Annotated in this window: 19 protein-coding genes; 13 read left to right on the top strand and 6 right to left on the bottom strand. The window is 55.1% G+C overall.

The genetic code is table 11. The features are described from left to right. Positions 1-44: 44 nt before the first annotated feature. The 6 genes from M8013_RS16580 to hisP all read left to right on the top strand — a co-directional run bounded on the left by M8013_RS16580 (position 45) and on the right by hisP (position 4,977). Positions 45-614 carry a UbiX family flavin prenyltransferase gene (locus M8013_RS16580; RefSeq protein ID WP_271268890.1) on the top strand — a complete coding sequence of 190 codons (570 nt, stop codon included), beginning with the start codon at positions 45-47 and terminating at the stop codon, positions 612-614. A 294-nt stretch (positions 615-908) separates the two neighbouring features. Next, entirely contained in the window at positions 909-1,691 is a 783-nt protein-coding gene (gene argT, locus M8013_RS16575; protein WP_271268889.1) for a lysine/arginine/ornithine ABC transporter substrate-binding protein ArgT, read from the top strand. Positions 1,692-1,932: 241 nt separating this feature from the next. After that, positions 1,933-2,715 carry a histidine ABC transporter substrate-binding protein HisJ gene (hisJ, locus tag M8013_RS16570; RefSeq protein ID WP_271268888.1) on the top strand — a complete coding sequence of 261 codons (783 nt, stop codon included), beginning with the start codon at positions 1,933-1,935 and terminating at the stop codon, positions 2,713-2,715. Between the two features lie 83 nt (positions 2,716-2,798). Then, complete coding sequence (locus M8013_RS16565) at positions 2,799-3,485, top strand: histidine ABC transporter permease HisQ (protein WP_271268887.1); 687 nt, start codon at positions 2,799-2,801, stop codon at positions 3,483-3,485. Beyond that, positions 3,482-4,195: a histidine ABC transporter permease HisM gene (gene hisM, locus M8013_RS16560; protein WP_271268886.1), complete on the top strand. Its 714-nt coding sequence runs from the start codon at positions 3,482-3,484 to the stop codon at positions 4,193-4,195. Before M8013_RS16565 ends, hisM begins: the two co-directional genes overlap by 4 nt. 8 nt (positions 4,196-4,203) lie before the next feature. Continuing rightward, positions 4,204-4,977 (top strand): histidine ABC transporter ATP-binding protein HisP, encoded by a 774-nt coding sequence (gene hisP, locus M8013_RS16555; protein ID WP_271268885.1) that lies wholly within the window; start codon positions 4,204-4,206, stop codon positions 4,975-4,977. 48 nt (positions 4,978-5,025) lie between these two features. On the opposite strand, the gene M8013_RS16550 is transcribed toward hisP, so the two are convergent. From M8013_RS16550 to yfcG, 4 genes are all read right to left on the bottom strand, one after another. Further along, positions 5,026-5,535: a GNAT family N-acetyltransferase gene (locus M8013_RS16550; RefSeq protein ID WP_271269104.1), complete on the bottom strand. Its 510-nt coding sequence runs from the start codon at positions 5,533-5,535 to the stop codon at positions 5,026-5,028. 57 nt (positions 5,536-5,592) lie between these two features. Further along, positions 5,593-6,486 carry a TIGR01777 family oxidoreductase gene (locus M8013_RS16545; protein WP_271268884.1) on the bottom strand — a complete coding sequence of 298 codons (894 nt, stop codon included), beginning with the start codon at positions 6,484-6,486 and terminating at the stop codon, positions 5,593-5,595. A 13-nt stretch (positions 6,487-6,499) separates the two neighbouring features. Continuing rightward, positions 6,500-6,868 (bottom strand): dihydroneopterin triphosphate 2'-epimerase, encoded by a 369-nt coding sequence (folX, locus tag M8013_RS16540; protein ID WP_271268883.1) that lies wholly within the window; start codon positions 6,866-6,868, stop codon positions 6,500-6,502. A 61-nt stretch (positions 6,869-6,929) separates the two neighbouring features. Further along, positions 6,930-7,559: a GSH-dependent disulfide bond oxidoreductase gene (yfcG, locus tag M8013_RS16535; protein WP_271268882.1), complete on the bottom strand. Its 630-nt coding sequence runs from the start codon at positions 7,557-7,559 to the stop codon at positions 6,930-6,932. Positions 7,560-7,695: 136 nt separating this feature from the next. Between yfcG and yfcF the strand changes: the two genes are divergently transcribed. The 3 genes from yfcF to yfcD are packed head-to-tail and all read left to right on the top strand — an operon-like array spanning position 7,696 to position 9,545. Next, the gene (gene yfcF, locus M8013_RS16530; protein ID WP_271268881.1) at positions 7,696-8,340 is read left to right on the top strand and encodes a glutathione transferase; all 645 of its coding nucleotides are present in this window, start codon (positions 7,696-7,698) and stop codon (positions 8,338-8,340) included. A 55-nt stretch (positions 8,341-8,395) separates the two neighbouring features. Beyond that, entirely contained in the window at positions 8,396-8,947 is a 552-nt protein-coding gene (gene yfcE / locus M8013_RS16525; protein WP_271268880.1) for a phosphodiesterase, read from the top strand. 55 nt (positions 8,948-9,002) lie between these two features. Further along, positions 9,003-9,545: an NUDIX hydrolase YfcD gene (yfcD, locus tag M8013_RS16520; RefSeq protein ID WP_271268879.1), complete on the top strand. Its 543-nt coding sequence runs from the start codon at positions 9,003-9,005 to the stop codon at positions 9,543-9,545. 57 nt (positions 9,546-9,602) lie between these two features. On the opposite strand, the gene pta is transcribed toward yfcD, so the two are convergent. Together pta and ackA are read right to left on the bottom strand one after the other, a co-directional pair. Beyond that, entirely contained in the window at positions 9,603-11,744 is a 2,142-nt protein-coding gene (gene pta / locus M8013_RS16515) for a phosphate acetyltransferase (protein ID WP_271268878.1), read from the bottom strand. Between the two features lie 76 nt (positions 11,745-11,820). Continuing rightward, positions 11,821-13,023, bottom strand: coding sequence for an acetate kinase (gene ackA / locus M8013_RS16510; protein WP_271268877.1), 1,203 nt, complete (start codon positions 13,021-13,023; stop codon positions 11,821-11,823). Between the two features lie 336 nt (positions 13,024-13,359). On the opposite strand from ackA, the gene yfbV reads away from it, so the two are divergent. From yfbV to M8013_RS16490, 4 genes are all read left to right on the top strand, one after another. Continuing rightward, the gene (gene yfbV, locus M8013_RS16505; protein WP_271268876.1) at positions 13,360-13,815 is read left to right on the top strand and encodes a terminus macrodomain insulation protein YfbV; all 456 of its coding nucleotides are present in this window, start codon (positions 13,360-13,362) and stop codon (positions 13,813-13,815) included. A gap of 94 nt (positions 13,816-13,909) precedes the next feature. Beyond that, on the top strand, positions 13,910-14,404 hold the full coding sequence (locus tag M8013_RS16500) for a YfbU family protein (protein ID WP_271268875.1): 495 nt from the start codon (positions 13,910-13,912) through the stop codon (positions 14,402-14,404). Positions 14,405-14,415: 11 nt separating this feature from the next. Further along, complete coding sequence (locus tag M8013_RS16495) at positions 14,416-15,075, top strand: sugar phosphatase (RefSeq protein WP_271268874.1); 660 nt, start codon at positions 14,416-14,418, stop codon at positions 15,073-15,075. Positions 15,076-15,152: 77 nt separating this feature from the next. After that, positions 15,153-16,985, top strand: coding sequence for an SLC13 family permease (locus tag M8013_RS16490; protein ID WP_271268873.1), 1,833 nt, complete (start codon positions 15,153-15,155; stop codon positions 16,983-16,985). The last annotated feature ends 43 nt before the right edge of the window (positions 16,986-17,028 follow it).

Raw genomic sequence — 17,028 nt, 5'->3', positions numbered from 1 at the left:
CAAAATCCTGCACAGTCTGCCCAGTTATGGAAAGGGCGATAATCATGAAACGACTGATAGTAGGGATCTCAGGGGCCAGCGGCGCGATTTACGGCGTACGTTTGCTGCAGGTATTGCGTGGCGTTACCGACGTCGAAACCCATTTGGTGATGAGCCAGGCGGCACGGCAGACCCTCTCCCTCGAAACCGATTATTCCCTGCGTGATGTTCAGTCGTTGGCGGACGTGGTGCATGATGCGCGTGATATCGCCGCCAGCATCTCTTCTGGCTCGTTTAAAACCGCGGGCATGGTGATCCTGCCCTGTTCGATTAAAACCCTCTCCGGCATCGTCCACAGCTATACCGATACCCTGGTTACCCGTGCCGCCGACGTGGTGCTGAAAGAGCGCCGCCAACTGGTACTGTGCGTGCGAGAAACCCCGCTGCACGTAGGTCATCTGCGGCTGATGACCCAGGCCGCTGAGCTGGGTGCGGTGATTATGCCCCCGGTCCCGGCGTTTTATCACCGTCCACAAACGCTGGATGATGTGATCAATCAAACCGTGAATCGGGTCACCGACCAGTTCGACATTCAGCTCCCGGCGGATCTGTTTGCCCGCTGGCAGGGCATCTGAGCCCCACTGTGCGCCGCCTGAGTGCATAAACCCGCAAGTTGCCCTGTTACAGGGCAATTCTGCAACCGCGATCATATCCTCAACATTTAATTCGTTTATTCCTTTCTGACCACTGCGGTTCGTTTGGCAGACCTGCTATCTTTCACCATTAAGGCAGTCTTGCAACCTTTCATTAACATATTTAACGCCGTAATTTTGCGAAGTTCGCAATCTGGCATAAGACCTGCAAGAGTTCGCCTGCAACACACAACACAACCTATTACATAATAAAATCATGACACTTGAGGGTAATGTATGAAGAAGACGGTTCTGGCTCTGTCTTTGCTGGTGGGATTAAGCGCGGCGGCAAGCAGCTATGCCGCGCTCCCACAGACCGTACGTATCGGTACTGACGCAACCTATGCCCCATTCTCATCGAAAGATGCGAAAGGTGACTTCGTTGGTTTTGATATCGACCTGGGAAATGAGATGTGCAAACGCATCTCGGTGAAATGTACCTGGGTGGGCAGCGACTTTGACGCGCTGATCCCGTCCCTGAAAGCCAAGAAAATTGATGCGATTATCTCTTCGCTGTCGATTACCGAAAAGCGTCAGCAGGAGATCGCCTTCTCTGAAACGCTGTATGCCGCAAACTCTCGTTTGATCGCAGCTAAAGGCTCCCCGATCCAGCCGACCATTGACTCGCTGAAAGGCAAGCACGTTGGCGTGCTGCAGGGCTCTACCCAGGAAGGGTATGCTAACGCCAACTGGCGTGAGAAGGGCATCGAAGTTGTGGCGTATCAGAACCAGGATTTGATCTATTCCGATCTGTCCGCAGGTCGTCTGGATGCGGCATTCCAGGATGAAGTGGCTGCCAGCGAAGGCTTCCTGAAACAGCCTGCGGGTAAAGAGTTTGTCTTTGCCGGCCCGGCAGTCAAAGACAAAAAATACTTTGGGGACGGTACCGGGATCGGCCTGCGTAAAGATGATACCGAGCTGAAGGCAGCGTTTGATAAAGCGTTTAACGACCTGCGTAAAGATGGCACGTACGACAAACTGGCGAAGAAATATTTCGATTTCAATGTCTACGGTGACTAACGACGGCTGAACGGCGCGCACCATAATGACTCACTGTTATGGTGCGAGCCTGCCAATCATGAACCAGAATGGTGCAGTGCGTGCGCCATCCTGCTTACAAAGTGAATAGTTAAGCACGGATGATGCACTTTTTTGCGTTTGTCGGGCATTATCTTTTGCCTTGCTGCCGCGATTAATGGCACATTACCACCACCCCGTCGGCGTAAAAATCCCGTAAGAAGACAGTTTGTTGAGGATAGATATGAAAAAACTGGTTTTGTCACTTTCTCTGGCTCTGGCATTTTCCAGCGCTACTGCGGCATTCGCAGCAATTCCGCAAAAAGTTCGTATTGGTACTGACCCTACTTATGCCCCCTTCGAATCGAAGAACGCGCAGGGCGAACTGGTAGGTTTTGATATCGATTTGGCAAAAGAGCTGTGCAAACGTATCAAAACCGAGTGTACCTTCGTTGAAAACCCACTGGATGCGCTGATCCCCTCGTTGAAAGCGAAAAAAATCGACGCCATCATGTCTTCTCTCTCGATCACCGAAAAACGCCAGCAGGAGATTGCCTTTACCGACAAACTCTATGCAGCAGACTCGCGTCTGGTGGTAGCAAAATCGGCTGACATTCAACCGACGCTGGAGTCGCTGAAAGGCAAGCGCGTCGGTGTACTGCAGGGCACGACTCAGGAGACCTTCGGCAATGAGCATTGGGCACCGAAGGGGATAGAGATTGTCTCCTATCAGGGCCAGGAAAATATTTATGCCGACCTGACCGCAGGCCGTATTGACGCCGCGTTCCAGGATGAAGTGGCTGCCAGCGAAGGCTTCCTCAAGCAGCCGGTTGGTAAAGATTACAAGTTCGGCGGCCCGTCCATTAAAGACGAGAAACTTTTCGGCGTGGGTACCGGTATGGGCCTGCGTAAAGAAGATAACGAACTGCGTGAAGCACTGAACAAGGCGTTTGCCGAAATGCGCGCCGACGGCACCTACGGAAAACTGGCGAAGAAATACTTCGACTTTGATGTTTACGGTGGCTAATCGCCCCGCAAAATAACGTGCGACCCCTCCTGTTTCGGGAGGGGAAAAGACACGGTTTCACCACTCACGACAGGGTAGGCGGTATGCTGTACGGATTTTCTGGCGTAATTTTACAAGGCGCAATCGTCACCCTCGAACTGGCGCTCAGTTCGGTGGTGTTGGCGGTGCTCATCGGCCTTGCGGGTGCAGGGGCGAAACTGTCGGCCAACCGGGCGTTGGCGCTGCTGTTTGAGGGATACACTACGCTCATCCGTGGCGTTCCTGACCTGGTACTGATGCTGCTGATTTTTTATGGTCTGCAAATCGCACTCAACAGCTTGACCGATGCCGTCGGGATGGCACAGATTGATATCGACCCGATGGTGGCCGGTATTATTACCCTGGGCTTTATCTACGGTGCCTATTTCACCGAAACCTTCCGCGGCGCGTATATCGCCGTACCAAGAGGGCATATCGAAGCGGCGACCGCCTTCGGTTTTACCTCTTCGCAAACCTTTCGTCGAATCATGTTTCCGGCCATGATGCGCTTTGCGCTGCCGGGGATTGGTAATAACTGGCAGGTTATCCTCAAAGCGACCGCGCTGGTCTCGCTGCTGGGACTGGAAGACGTGGTCAAAGCCACGCAGCTGGCGGGTAAAAGTACCTGGGAACCGTTCTATTTCGCCATCGTTTGTGGGCTGATTTATCTGGTGTTTACCACCGCCTCTAACGGTGTGCTGTTGCTGCTTGAACGTCGCTATTCCGTGGGTGTGAAGAGGGCTGACCTGTGATTGAGATTATTCAGGAATACTGGAAATCCCTGCTGTGGACCGACGGTTATCGCTTTACCGGCGTAGCGATCACCCTTTGGTTGCTGATCTCCTCGGTGGTGATGGGCGGCGTGCTGGCGATTTTTCTCGCCATCGGTCGCGTTTCCAGCAATAACTACATTCGCTTCCCCATCTGGCTGTTCACCTACATATTTCGCGGTACGCCGCTGTACGTGCAGCTGCTGGTGTTCTATTCCGGCATGTATACCCTCGAGATTGTCAAAGGCACCGATCTGCTGAACGCCTTTTTCCGCAGTGGATTGAACTGCACCGTGCTGGCGCTGACGCTGAATACCTGCGCATACACCACCGAGATCTTCGCCGGGGCGATCCGTTCGGTACCGCACGGTGAAATTGAGGCGGCGCGCGCATACGGCTTCTCTTCGGTGAAACTCTATCGCTGCATTATTTTGCCGTCGGCGCTGCGCATTGCGCTGCCTGCTTACAGTAACGAAGTGATTTTAATGCTGCACTCCACCGCGTTGGCCTTTACCGCCACCGTGCCGGATCTGCTGAAAATCGCCCGTGATATTAACTCGGCAACCTATCAGCCGTTTACCGCTTTTGGCATTGCCGCGGTGCTGTATTTGATTATTTCCTATGTCCTGATTAGCCTTTTCCGTAAAGCGGAAAAACGCTGGTTGCAGCATGTCAAACCTTCGACGCACTGAGAATTATGATGGCTGAGAACAAATTAAACGTTAAAGATTTGCATAAACGCTACGGCGAACATGAAGTGCTGAAAGGGGTATCGCTACAGGCTAACGCGGGCGATGTGATCAGTATTATCGGCTCATCGGGATCCGGTAAAAGTACCTTCCTGCGCTGCATTAACTTCCTCGAAAAGCCCAGCGAAGGAACGATTGTGGTCAGCGGGGAGAACATCAATCTGGTCCGTGACAAAGACGGCCAGTTGAAGGTCGCGGATAAACATCAGCTGCGGATGCTGCGTACCCGTCTGACCATGGTGTTCCAGCACTTTAACCTCTGGAGCCATATGACGGTGCTGGAGAACGTGATGGAAGCGCCGATTCAGGTGTTGGGTTTAAGCAAACAGGAAGCCCGGGCGCGTGCCGAAAAATACCTCGCGAAAGTGGGTATTGACGAGCGTCAGCAGATTAAATATCCGGTGCACCTCTCTGGTGGTCAGCAGCAGCGTGTCTCTATTGCCCGTGCGCTGGCAATGGAGCCGGAGGTGCTGCTGTTCGACGAACCAACCTCGGCGCTGGATCCTGAGCTGGTGGGCGAAGTGCTGCGCATCATGCAGCAGCTCGCCGAAGAGGGGAAAACGATGGTGGTCGTGACCCATGAGATGGGCTTCGCCCGTAACGTCTCAAACCACGTTATTTTCCTGCATCAGGGCAAGATTGAAGAGCAGGGCCATCCGGATGAAGTGTTAGCTAATCCGAAGAGCGCACGCCTGCAGCAGTTCCTGAAGGGATCGTTGAAGTAGTGTGGATGTTTTCCCTCTCCCTGTGGGAGAGGGCCAGGGTGAGGGCATTCAGGCCGCACCGCTCTCCAGCCGATACACCCAGTCGTCATACCGTACGCCGTTAATCTCATACGCCTTTTCCAGCACCTGAGTGCGCACAAACCCCGCTTTTTCTAACACCCGCACTGAACCGCCGTTATCCGCCAGCACAAACGCATTCACCGCTGTGACGCCTGCACGGATAAAGGCATAGTCGCACACGGCGCGCAGCGCCTCGCTGGCGATACCCTGGCCCTGAGCTGCGGGGATCACCGTATAACCAATATCGGCTTCCTGCGCGAATTGTGCGCTGATTTGCAGCCCGATATCCCCCAGCGGCGTGGGGTCATCGTGACGGCGAATCACAAACGTATGCTGTGCAGTCAGGCGCGCGGCAAACAGGCGTCGGGTCTCTTTTTCTGAGGCGATAGCGGCCATGTAGCGCATGACCTCGGGCGCTTCACGCAGCCGGCGAAAGAAAGCCCAATCTGAGGGCTCGAAAGGGGAGAGAGAAAGCCGGGAAGTGGTTATGGTTGCCATCATGACGCCTTTTCCGTGGTTCAGACGCATCAATTTAACATGGCCGCCTGGGGAAATTTAACCTACCACATCTCCCAGGGCTTCTTCTAAGTCGTACCACCGGAAGGCAAATCCGGCGGCTTCGAGCCGTTTTGGCAGCGCGCGTTGCCCGCCCAAAACCAGCACCGACGATTCTCCCATCATCAGGCGAATAGCGGTGGCCGGAGCACGGATAATGGCGGGACGATGCAGGGCGTGACCCAGCGCATGGGCGAACTGCTCGTTGCGGACCGGATAAGGGGAAACCATATTGAACGGGCCGCGCAGATCGTTATCCAGCAGCCAGAGAATGCCGTTGACCATGTCATCGATATGGATCCACGCCAGATACTGACGTCCGCTACCGATGGGGCCGCCAAGCCCCAGCTTAAACACCGGCAGCATCTTCGCCAGGATGCCGCCTTTGGGCGCCAGCACTACGCCGGTGCGCAGCAGACAGACGCGGGTGTGTTCACTCTGCGCGCCGCAGGCGATTTGCTCCCAGCGGGCGCAAAGCTTGTGCGTAAACTCGTTGTGCGGTGGCTCCTCTTCGGTGACCACCACTTCCCCCAGATCGCCGTAATAACCGGCGGCTGAACCGGAAATAAACACTGAAGGTGGGGGGCTGCTGGCCTTAAACATCTCGACCAGCCGCTGGGTAATGTTCCAGCGGCTGTTGCACAGCCGCTGCTTTTGCTCTTCGGTCCAGCGTTTGTCGGCGATAGGCTCGCCTGCGAGGTTAATAACGGCGTCAAAGCCGTTCAGATCCTGATGTTCGGTAAGCCCTTTCCAGATATCGAGACCTGCTCCGAGCAGCTGGCGCACCTTCTCCGGGCTGCGGGTGACCACCGTCACCTCGTGACCCAGCACCTGCAGGCGCGGGATAAGATGACGGCCAATCAGGCCGGTGCCACCGGTTACCAGGATCTTCATACTGCCTCCAGGGTTACGCCTGGCGCTCCCAGCTTAACGTCATCGAGACGGAGTCGGCATAGCGCAGCGCGTGAAGTTTATCGATCTCTACTTCAGCATAGGTGACCCAGTGATGATCGCATGCGATATCCAGCACATCCTGAGTTAATTTTTCCAGTAAAGAGAACCGGTTACTTTCAACATGGCTAATGATGCTTTTGGTGATAGTGCGATAGTTGAGAGCGTCATTGATATCTTCGCTGGCGCGGGATTTGTCAGCCGGATAGTGGATCACCACATTGACGACAATATCCTGCTTGTTGGCGCGCTCTTCATCCTTGATGCCGATATAGGTGCGCAAGCGTAAATTTTTAATGCGAATAATAGCGTTGTGCTGGGACATTGCAGGCTTCCTCCGTGTCATTGTTTCCATCATGATACATGAGGAAACCGCCAGTACGCGCTTAAATTTGCTGGGATTTCTGCAGCGCACGATCCGTCGCCGGGCGGGTACGAATGCGCTCAAACCAGTTGTTTACCGCCGGCCACGAGGCTAAATCGACGCGATGGCTGACATGCGTATTCACCCACGGCCAGCAGGCAATATCGGCAATACTGTAATGATCGCCGCCGAGCCACGGTGATTTTTCCAGGCGTTTATTCAGCACGTTATACAGCCGATGTGTCTCCACCTGGAAGCGTTCGATGGCATACGGAATAGGCTGCGGCGCGGCGTGATTGAAGTGATAATTCTGCGCCAGCATCGGCCCCAACTCACTCACCTGCCAGACCAGCCACTGCAGCGTTACATGGCGCTCACGCAGCTCACCACTAAGCAACTTGCCGGTTTTTTCTGCCAGATACAGCAAAATCTCGGCGGATTCAAACAGGCTCAGCGGCGCGCCGCCGTCGGCGGGATGTGTATCGACAATAGCGGGGATTTTATTGTTCGGTGAAATGGCAAGAAAGTCGGGACGAAACTGATCGCCTTTACTGATATCGACGCGCTGGATGCGGTACTCCAGCTGTGCCTCTTCGAGAAAAAGTGTGATCTTATGGCCGTTGGCGGTAGGGGCATAATAAAGGTCAATCATTTCATCTCCTGTGGAGTCTATTTTCCCGGCATAGGATCGAGTATAGGTGGTGGTGATAAATCGTGAATTTCATCAAGTGACAGTCGGCCCTGGAGGTTATATTTTGATGACACACCCATCACTCAACGAGGATGCTATGAGCCAACCTGCAATGACCCTGTGGTCAGATGCCGATTTTTACTCACCGTACGTCATGAGCGTGTATGTCGCGCTGGCCGAGAAGGGTTTGCCCTTTACCCTGAAGAGCGTGGACCTCAGCCGTGGCGAGCATCTTCAGCCGCAGTGGCGGGGCTATGCGCTGACGCGCCGCGTGCCGGTGCTGGAGATTGAAGGCTTCGAACTCAGCGAATCGTCCGCCATTGCGGAATATCTGGAGGAGCGCTTTGCACCGCCGGAGTGGGAGCGGATCTATCCTCTGGATTTGCAGAAACGTGCCCGTGCGCGTCAGATCCAGGCGTGGCTGCGCAGCGCGCTGGTACCCATCCGTGAAGAGCGTTCAACCGATGTGGTGTTTGGCGGCGCGAAGAAACCCGCTCTGAGCGAAGCCGGTCAGCACGCGGCCAGCCAGCTGTACGAAACCGCGTCTTCGTTGCTTGCGCACGGCAACCCGAATCTGTTTGGTGAATGGTGTATTGCGGATGCCGATCTGGCGCTAATGCTTAACCGCTTAGTTCTTAATGGTGACGATGTCCCGCCGCGGCTGGCGGACTATGCCTCCTTCCAGTGGCAGCGTGCCTCCGTCCAGCGCTTTGCGGCGCTTTCAGCGAAGCGCGGTGGCTGATAAGCCCGGCTGATTCGGGTATGATGTGGCAGCTTTTCTTCACATGGAGTCATTGATGAAACTGATGTTTGCATCGGACATTCACGGTTCGCTTCCGGCGACAGAAAGGGTGCTTTCTCTGTTTAATCAGAGCGGTGCGCAATGGCTGGTGATCCTCGGCGATCTGCTCAATCACGGTCCACGCAATCCGCTACCCGACGGTTATGCGCCCGCTCAGGTTGCCGATCGGCTGAATGCCTTTGCCTCACGCATCATCGCCGTGCGCGGCAACTGCGACAGTGAAGTTGACCAGATGCTGTTGCACTTTCCGATCACCGCGCCCTGGCAACAGATATTGCTGGAGAGGTGCCGCCTGTTTATCACACACGGCCATCTCTTTGGCCCTGACAATCTGCCGGCACTGAGCGCTGGCGATGTGCTGGTTTATGGTCATACTCATATTCCACTGGCCGAAAAGCGGGGCGACATTTTCCATTTCAACCCCGGTTCCGTTAGCCTGCCTAAAGGCGGTATTCCCCCCAGCTACGGCCTGCTGGAAGAGAACCATTTGTGCGTTATGACGCTGAATGATGGCCAGGTTATTGCGCAGTCCGAGATTAATCCGTAATTTACTCCTCAACAGTAAACGCGCCGCAAGAGCGCTTTAAAGAGAAGGTTTCCCGATGGTGGAGCACAGTCATTTGGCAAGTACTGAATGGGTCGATATTGTCAGCGAAGACAATGAAGTCATTGCGCAGGCGAGCCGCGAGCAAATGCGGGCGCAGCGTCTGCGTCATCGCGCAACCTATATCGTGGTGCATGATGGCATGGGCAAAATTCTGGTCCAGCGCCGTACAGAAATAAAAGACTTTATGCCGGGCATGCTTGATGCCACTGCCGGGGGCGTGGTGCAGGCCGATGAGCAATTACTCGAGTCCGCCCGCCGGGAAGCAGAAGAAGAGCTGGGTATTGCCGGTGTGCCGTTCGCCGAGCACGGGCAGTTCTATTTTGAAGACCCGCACTGTCGCGTCTGGGGCGGGCTTTTCAGCTGCGTCTCTCATGGCCCGTTTGCGCTGCAGGAAGAAGAGGTGAGTGAGGTCAACTGGATGACGCCGGCTGAGATCACCGCGCGTTGCGACGATTTCACCCCGGATTCGTTGAAAGCGCTGGCCCTGTGGATGAGCCGCAACGCCAGTAACGAACCGGCTAAGCACGAAGAAGCCTAACCGCAGCAGCAATAAAAAAGGCGACCATCAGGTCGCCTTTTTGCGTTGGGGTGCTGCTTACTGCTGCTGTGAAGACTGAATCGCGGTCAGGGCGATGGTGTAGACGATATCGTCAACCAGCGCGCCACGAGACAGGTCGTTCACCGGCTTGCGCATACCCTGCAGCATCGGCCCGATGGAGATCAGGTCGGCAGAACGCTGTACCGCTTTATAGGTGGTGTTACCGGTGTTCAGATCCGGGAAGATGAACACGGTAGCGCGACCCGCAACCGGAGAGTTAGGCGCTTTGGATTTCGCTACGTCAGCCATTACTGCGGCGTCGTACTGCAGCGGGCCATCGATAACCAGATCCGGGCGTTTTTCCTGTGCCAGACGCGTCGCTTCACGCACTTTCTCAACGTCGCTACCTGCACCAGAGTTACCGGTGGAGTAAGAGAGCATTGCCACGCGTGGTTCGATACCGAAGGCAATCGCGGAGTCCGCAGACTGGATAGCGATCTCGGCCAGCTGTTCAGCGGTTGGATCCGGGTTGATCGCGCAGTCGCCGTAAACGTAAACCTGTTCAGGCAGCAGCATGAAGAACACGGAAGAAACCAGCGAGCTGCCAGGGGCTGTTTTGATCAGCTGCAGCGGTGGACGGATGGTGTTCGCAGTGGTGTGAACCGCACCGGAAACCAGACCGTCAACTTCGTCCTGCTCCAGCATCAGCGTACCCAGAACCACGTTGTCTTCCAGCTGTTCGCGGGCAACGGCTTCGGTCATGCCTTTGCTCTTACGCAGCTCAACCAGACGAGCAACATAGCTTTCGCGAACCACTTCTGGATCCACGATTTCGATACCAGAACCCAGTTCAACGCCCTGAGACGCGGCAACGCGGGTGATTTCATCCGGGTTACCCAACAGCACACAGGTCGCGATACCGCGCTCTGCACAAATTGCAGCTGCTTTAACGGTACGTGGTTCATCGCCTTCTGGCAGAACCACGCGCTTGCCGGCTTTACGCGCCAGCTCGGTGAGCTGGTAACGGAAGGCTGGCGGAGAGAGGCGACGGCTGCGCTCGGAGGTCGCGGTCAGGGATTCAATCCAGTCGGCGTTGATGCAACCGGCAACGTATTCCTGCACTTTCTCGATACGCTGGTGGTCATCAACCGGCACTTCCAGGTTGAAGCTCTGCAGGCTCAGAGAGGTCTGCCAGGTGTTGGTGTTGACCATGAATACCGGCAGGCCGGTCTCAAACGCGCGTTCACACAGTTTGCTGACGCGTGGGTCCATTTCGTAGGCACCGGTCAGCAGGATCGCGCCGATTTCTACGCCGTTCATCGCGGCCAGGCACGCTGCAACCAGCACGTCTGGACGGTCAGCGGAAGTCACCAGCAGAGAACCTGCGCGGAAGTGTTCCAGCATGTGCGGAATGCTACGCGCACAGAAAGTCACAGACTTCACGCGACGGGTCTGGATGTCGCCTTCGTTAACTACGGTCGCATTCAGGTGACGAGCCATGTCGATCGCACGGGTTGCGATCAGATCAAAGCTCCACTGCACTGCGCCCAGAACTGGCAGAGAACTGTATTCCTGCAGTTTAGCCGGATCAATTTTCACCACTTTCGCTTTGGAAGAGTCGTCGAAAATTTCGGACAGATCGGGACGGGTACGGCCTTGCTCATCAACCGGTGCGTTCAGCTTGTTCACGATAACGCCGGTGATGTTAGCATTTTTCGCGCCGCCGAAGCTGCTACGGGTCAGCTCAATACGTTCTTTCAGCTGTTCCGGGGTATCGGTACCCTGAGACATCACGAACACGATTTCTGCGTTCAGGGTCTTGGCGATTTCGAAGTTCAGAGACTGGGCAAACTGATGCTTGCGCGTCGGAACCAGGCCTTCAACCAGCACCACTTCCGCATCCTGTGCGTTAGCGTGGTAGTTAGCGATGATCTCTTCCATCAGCACGTCTTGCTGGTTGCTGGAGAGCAGAGATTCAACGTGGCTCATCTTCAGCGGTTCAGCGGCAGGCAGAGTCGAGTTTGCGCGAATAATCGCGGTGGTCTGGTCAGGGGCATCGCCACCAGAACGGGGTTGAGCGATAGGCTTAAATACGCTCAGACGAACGCCTTTGCGTTCCATCGCACGGATCACACCGAGGCTGACGCTGGTCAGGCCTACGCTGGTTCCGGTCGGGATTAGCATAATAGTACGGGACACGATTAATCCTCTTTCGTTACCGCCCAAAACGGGCGGGCTACAAAACAGCACCGCCAGCATTGCTGGCGGTGTGGAATCAGGCAGTCAGACGGTTTGCGTCTTGCGCGATAACCAGCTCTTCGTTGGTTGGGATAACCATCGCGAGGCGAGTACCTTCTTTGTTGATGAAGCCAGACTTACCGAAGCGCGCAGCCAGGTTACGTTCGTGGTCAACATCAAAGCCCAGCACGCCCAGTTTGCCCAGGGACAGCTCGCGTACCATTGCTGCGTTCTCACCGATACCACCGGTGAAGACAATCCCGTCCAGACGACCGTCCATCAGCGCAGTGTAAGAGCCGATGTACTTCGCCAGGCGGTGGCAGTAAACGTCCATCGCACGCTTAGCATCTTCTTTAGCGGTGTAGTTGTCTTCAACGTAACGGCAATCGCTGGTTACTTCAGTCAGACCCAGCAGGCCAGACTCTTTGGTCAGCATGGTGTTGATCTGGTCAACGCTCATACCGAGGTTGTCGTGCAGGAAGAAGATGATTGCTGGATCGATGTCACCGGTACGGGTGCCCATTACCAGGCCTTCCAGCGGGGTCAGACCCATGGAAGTATCAACGCATTCGCCGTTACGGATAGCAGAAACGGAACCGCCGTTACCCAGGTGACAAGTGATGATGTTCACTTCTTCAACCGGCTTGTTCAGCATTTTCGCGGCTTCCTGAGTCACATAGAAGTGACTGGTGCCGTGGAAGCCGTAACGACGCACGCCGTGCTCTTTGTACAGGTTGTACGGCAGGGCGTACAGATAAGACTCTTCCGGCATGGTCTGGTGGAACGCAGTGTCGAACACGGCCACGTTTTTGTCTTTTAAATGCGGGAAGGATTTCAGTGCTTCGGTGATACCGATCAGGTGAGCCGGGTTATGCAGCGGTGCAAATGGCGCAGCATCTTTGATACCCTGAATCACGGTTTCATCGATGATGACAGATTTGGTGTACTTCTCGCCACCATGAACGATACGATGACCGATAGAGGTCAGCTGAGCGGACAGCTCTGGTTTTTGTGCCAGAATAGTGTTAACGATAAAGTTCAGCGCTTCACTGTGAGCGGCGCCTGCACCTAAAGCCGCTTCTTGTTTGCTGCCGTCCATTTTCCACTTAAGACGTGCTTCAGGAAGATGGAAACATTCGGCCAAACCAGAGAGGTACTCTTCACCGTTGAGCGCATCGATGATGGCGAATTTCAGTGAGGAGCTACCGCAGTTCAGAACCAGTACTAACTTACTCGACATGGAAGTACCTATTATTGATACGTGGCTAAAAAAACGTCAGTGAGTCTTAGAGCGTAACGCAAGATGCCGCTGACATTTATGATTAACATCATGCCGGAAGTACATTCAGGCATGACGAAAGGAATACATATGATTTTATGCCATTTTGCGCATTTTTCCGGCAATGGCATAATGTGCGATAATTTGACGAGTTAACGATTCTCGCCTATGGCCTTTGCAGACCGGCACAGGATACCTGATACTGGGTAGCGCTGACAAAAGTTTTTGAACGTTGTCATGACCAGTTGTGGATTTGCACGAATTTTTTAAATTTTATATGTGAAGTTGAGGTAAGCCATGTCGACACCCGTGAACCCTTCCGTGAGCTTCTTTAGTCTGTTTCGTCGGGGACAGCACTATTCGAAGACGTGGCCGATGGAAAAGCGCCTGGCGCCCGTCTTCGTTGAAAACCGCGCGATACGCGCCACCCGCTATGCGATTCGCCTGATGCCGCCAATCGCCATCTTTACCCTGTGCTGGCAGATCGCGCTGGGCGGACAGCTAGGACCAGCGGTCGCCACTGCCTTGTTTGCTCTGAGTCTGCCGATGCAGGGATTGTGGTGGTTGGGCAAACGCTCCGTTACCCCGTTGCCGCCGACGGTCTTACAGTGGTTTTATGAGGTCCGTGGCCGATTGCAGGACGCGGGCCAGTCCCTCGCGCCGGTAGAAGGCAAACCGGATTATCAGGCGCTGGCTGACACGCTTAAGCGGGCATTCAAGCAACTTGATAAAACATTCCTCGATGACTTGTGATTGATCATCGAAACGGTCACAAAAAAAAGGCACAGTAACAAACCGTTACCGTGTCTTTTTTTTAATGCTGCATCGCCGCAACAGGAGTCGAAAGATGGAAATGACCCACGCTCAACGTCTGATTTTGTCTAATCAGTACAAAATGATGACTATGCTTGATCCCGATAACGGCGAGCGCTATCGCCGCCTGCAGACAATCGTCGAACGTGGCTTTGGCTTACAGATGCGCGAGCTGGATCGCGAGTTTGGTGAGCTTAAAGAAGAGACCTGTCGCATCGTGATCGACATTATGGAGATGTATCACGCGCTGCATGTGTCCTGGACGAACCTGAAAGATACTCAGACTATTGATGAACGTCGCGTGACTTTCCTCGGCTATGACGCAGCCACCGAATCCCGCTACCTGAGCTATGTGCGCTTTATGGTGAACGTGGAAGGGCGCTATACCCATTTTGATGCCGGTACGCACGGCTTTAATGCCCAGACGCCAATGTGGGATAAATACCAGCGCATGCTCAGCGCATGGCACGCATGCCCGCGCCAGTACCATTTGAGCAGCAACGAGATCCAACAAATTATTAATGCCTGACGGAGGTTGATGTGCAGTGTAAAGGTTTTCTGTTTGATCTGGACGGTACGCTGGTGGATTCGCTGCCGGTTGTTGAACGTTCCTGGTGCCGCTGGGCCGACAGACATGGCATCGACCATCAGGACGTGCTGAATTTTATCCATGGCAAACAGGCCATTACCTCTTTACGGCACTTCTTATCCGGGCGAAGTGAAGCGGATATTCAGGCGGAGTTTCGTTGGCTTGAGCAAATAGAAGCCACCGATACCGAGGGTATTACCGCACTGCCGGGGGCGCTAGAGCTGCTCAGACACCTGAATGAAAGCGCGATCCCGTGGGCCATCGTCACTTCCGGCTCTGTTCCTGTGGCCCATGCGCGCCATAAGGCTGCAGGGTTGCCGATGCCGGAAGTGTTTGTTACCGCCGAGCGCGTGAAGCGCGGCAAGCCTGAACCGGATGCCTTTTTACTGGGCGCAGAGCTGCTGGGGCTGGCCCCTGAAGCGTGCGTGGTAGTAGAAGATGCCGCAGCCGGCGTGCTGGCTGGTCTCAATGCCGGTAGCCACGTTATTGCCGTTAATGTCCCCGCCGGTTCACCGCGCCTGGATGAGGCCGATTTTGTGCTCACCACGCTGGAGGCGCTGGCGGTGAGCCGCTCCGCTGACGGGAATGTAACCGTCACGCGGAAAGTGTAATCACATGATGTAGCCCCACATTGTTGGGGCTTTTTTATGGCACTATTCCCCGCACTCTTTTCTGACAAGGATCTGTTTTGAACGGTGAACTAACCTGGGTGTTGAGCCTGCTTCTCATCGCCATCATCCTTTTTGCGACCGGCAAAGTACGCATGGACGCCGTGGCGCTGCTGGTGATCGTAGCTTTTGTCCTCAGCGGCACATTGACGCTCCCGGAAGCCTTTTCCGGTTTTAGCGATCCCAACGTTATTTTGATTGCTGCGTTGTTTATCATCGGCGACGGGCTGGTACGTACCGGTGTCGCGACCAGCATGGGCGCCTGGCTGGTGAAGGTGGCGGGTAGCAGCGAAACCAAAATGTTGGTTTATCTGATGCTGACCGTCGCCGGGCTCGGGGCGTTTATGAGCTCTACCGGAGTGGTGGCGATCTTTATTCCCGTGGTGCTGAGCGTCTCAATGCGAATGCACATCTCGCCGTCGCGCCTGATGATGCCGCTGAGCTTCGCCGGGCTTATCAGCGGCATGATGACGCTGGTCGCGACGCCGCCGAACCTGGTCGTCAACAGCGAGCTGCTGCGCGAAGGCCTGGAAGGGTTCAGTTTCTTTAGCGTCACCCCGCTGGGGCTGGTGATTCTGGCGATGGGCATTGTTTATATGCTGCTGACCCGCTTTGCGCTGAAAAGCGAGAGTCAGGATAAGTCCCGCGACGGCTGGAAGCGCCGCACCTTCCGAGATTTGATTAAAGAGTACCGGCTGACCGGTCGGGCTCGTCGCCTGGCTATCCGCCCCGGTTCGCCACTGATTGGCCAGCGGCTGGACGACCTGAAGCTGCGCGAACGCTATGGGGCTAACGTCATCGGCGTTGAACGCTGGCGCCGATTCCGCCGGGTTATCGTTAATGTAAACGGCGTGTCCGAGTTCCGCGCCCGGGACGTACTGCTGATTGATATGTCATCGGCAGATGTCGATCTGCGTGATTTTTGCAGCGAACAGCTTCTGGAACCGATGGTATTGCGTGGCGAGTACTTTTCCGATCAGGCGTTGGACGTCGGCATGGCCGAGGTTTCGTTGATCCCCGAATCGGAACTGATCGGCAAGACCATGCGTGAAATTGGTTTCCGTACCCGCTTCGGCCTGAACGTGGTGGGATTAAAACGCGACGGCGTCGCGCTGGATGGCGCGGTGGTCAATGAACCGCTGCAGCTGGGCGATATCTTCCTTGTGGTGGGGAACTGGAAGCTGATCACCCAGATGGGACAGGCAGGGCGCGACTTTGTGGTGCTCAACCTACCGATTGAAGTTAGCGATGCGTCTCCGGCCCACAGCCAGGCACCGCATGCCATTTTTTGTCTGGTGCTGATGGTCGCTCTGATGTTAACCGATGAAATTCCCAACCCTGTTGCCGCTATCATCGCCTGCCTGTTGATGGGTAAGTTCCGCTGTATCGATGCCGAAAGCGCCTATAAAGCGATCCACTGGCCGAGCATCATTCTGATCGTCGGCATGATGCCCTTTGCCCTGGCGCTGCAAAAAACCGGCGGTGTGGATTTAGTGGTGAAGGGATTGATGGATCTGGGCGGTGGTTACGGCCCTTACATGATGTTGATTTGCCTGTTCGTGATGTGCGCCACTATTGGGCTGTTTATCTCGAATACTGCCACCGCCGTGTTGATGGCCCCCATCGCGCTGGCAATGGCGAAATCGATGGGCGTTTCGCCTTATCCGTTTGCCATGATGGTGGCGATGGCCGCGTCCGCTGCGTTTATGACGCCGGTTTCATCGCCGGTCAATACGCTGGTACTGGGGCCGGGTAACTATAAATTCAGCGATTTCGTGAAGCTTGGCGTACCGTTCACCTTCCTGGTGATGGTGGTATGCGTCATCTTAATTCCGGTACTGTTCCCGTTTTGAGTCCGTTTCCGGGTGGCCTACAGCGTGTAGGCCCGCGCAAGCG

It is taken from the genome of Silvania confinis (assembly GCF_025564085.1).
Taxonomy (GTDB): domain Bacteria; phylum Pseudomonadota; class Gammaproteobacteria; order Enterobacterales; family Enterobacteriaceae; genus Enterobacter; species Enterobacter confinis.
This window is presented reverse-complemented; position numbering and strand designations above follow the sequence as displayed.

Excerpts from the sequence above, each read along its gene's own strand:
- M8013_RS16580 (WP_271268890.1), top strand. The coding sequence starts at position 45 with ATGAAACGACTGATAGTAGGGATCTCAGGGGCCAGCGGCGCGATTTAC.
- argT (WP_271268889.1), top strand. The coding sequence starts at position 909 with ATGAAGAAGACGGTTCTGGCTCTGTCTTTGCTGGTGGGATTAAGCGCG.
- hisJ (WP_271268888.1), top strand. The coding sequence starts at position 1,933 with ATGAAAAAACTGGTTTTGTCACTTTCTCTGGCTCTGGCATTTTCCAGC.
- M8013_RS16565 (WP_271268887.1), top strand. The coding sequence starts at position 2,799 with ATGCTGTACGGATTTTCTGGCGTAATTTTACAAGGCGCAATCGTCACC.
- hisP (WP_271268885.1), top strand. The coding sequence starts at position 4,204 with ATGGCTGAGAACAAATTAAACGTTAAAGATTTGCATAAACGCTACGGC.
- M8013_RS16550 (WP_271269104.1), bottom strand. The coding sequence starts at position 5,535 with ATGGCAACCATAACCACTTCCCGGCTTTCTCTCTCCCCTTTCGAGCCC.
- M8013_RS16545 (WP_271268884.1), bottom strand. The coding sequence starts at position 6,486 with ATGAAGATCCTGGTAACCGGTGGCACCGGCCTGATTGGCCGTCATCTT.
- folX (WP_271268883.1), bottom strand. The coding sequence starts at position 6,868 with ATGTCCCAGCACAACGCTATTATTCGCATTAAAAATTTACGCTTGCGC.
- yfcG (WP_271268882.1), bottom strand. The coding sequence starts at position 7,559 with ATGATTGACCTTTATTATGCCCCTACCGCCAACGGCCATAAGATCACA.
- yfcF (WP_271268881.1), top strand. The coding sequence starts at position 7,696 with ATGAGCCAACCTGCAATGACCCTGTGGTCAGATGCCGATTTTTACTCA.
- yfcE (WP_271268880.1), top strand. The coding sequence starts at position 8,396 with ATGAAACTGATGTTTGCATCGGACATTCACGGTTCGCTTCCGGCGACA.
- yfcD (WP_271268879.1), top strand. The coding sequence starts at position 9,003 with ATGGTGGAGCACAGTCATTTGGCAAGTACTGAATGGGTCGATATTGTC.
- ackA (WP_271268877.1), bottom strand. The coding sequence starts at position 13,023 with ATGTCGAGTAAGTTAGTACTGGTTCTGAACTGCGGTAGCTCCTCACTG.
- yfbV (WP_271268876.1), top strand. The coding sequence starts at position 13,360 with ATGTCGACACCCGTGAACCCTTCCGTGAGCTTCTTTAGTCTGTTTCGT.
- M8013_RS16500 (WP_271268875.1), top strand. The coding sequence starts at position 13,910 with ATGGAAATGACCCACGCTCAACGTCTGATTTTGTCTAATCAGTACAAA.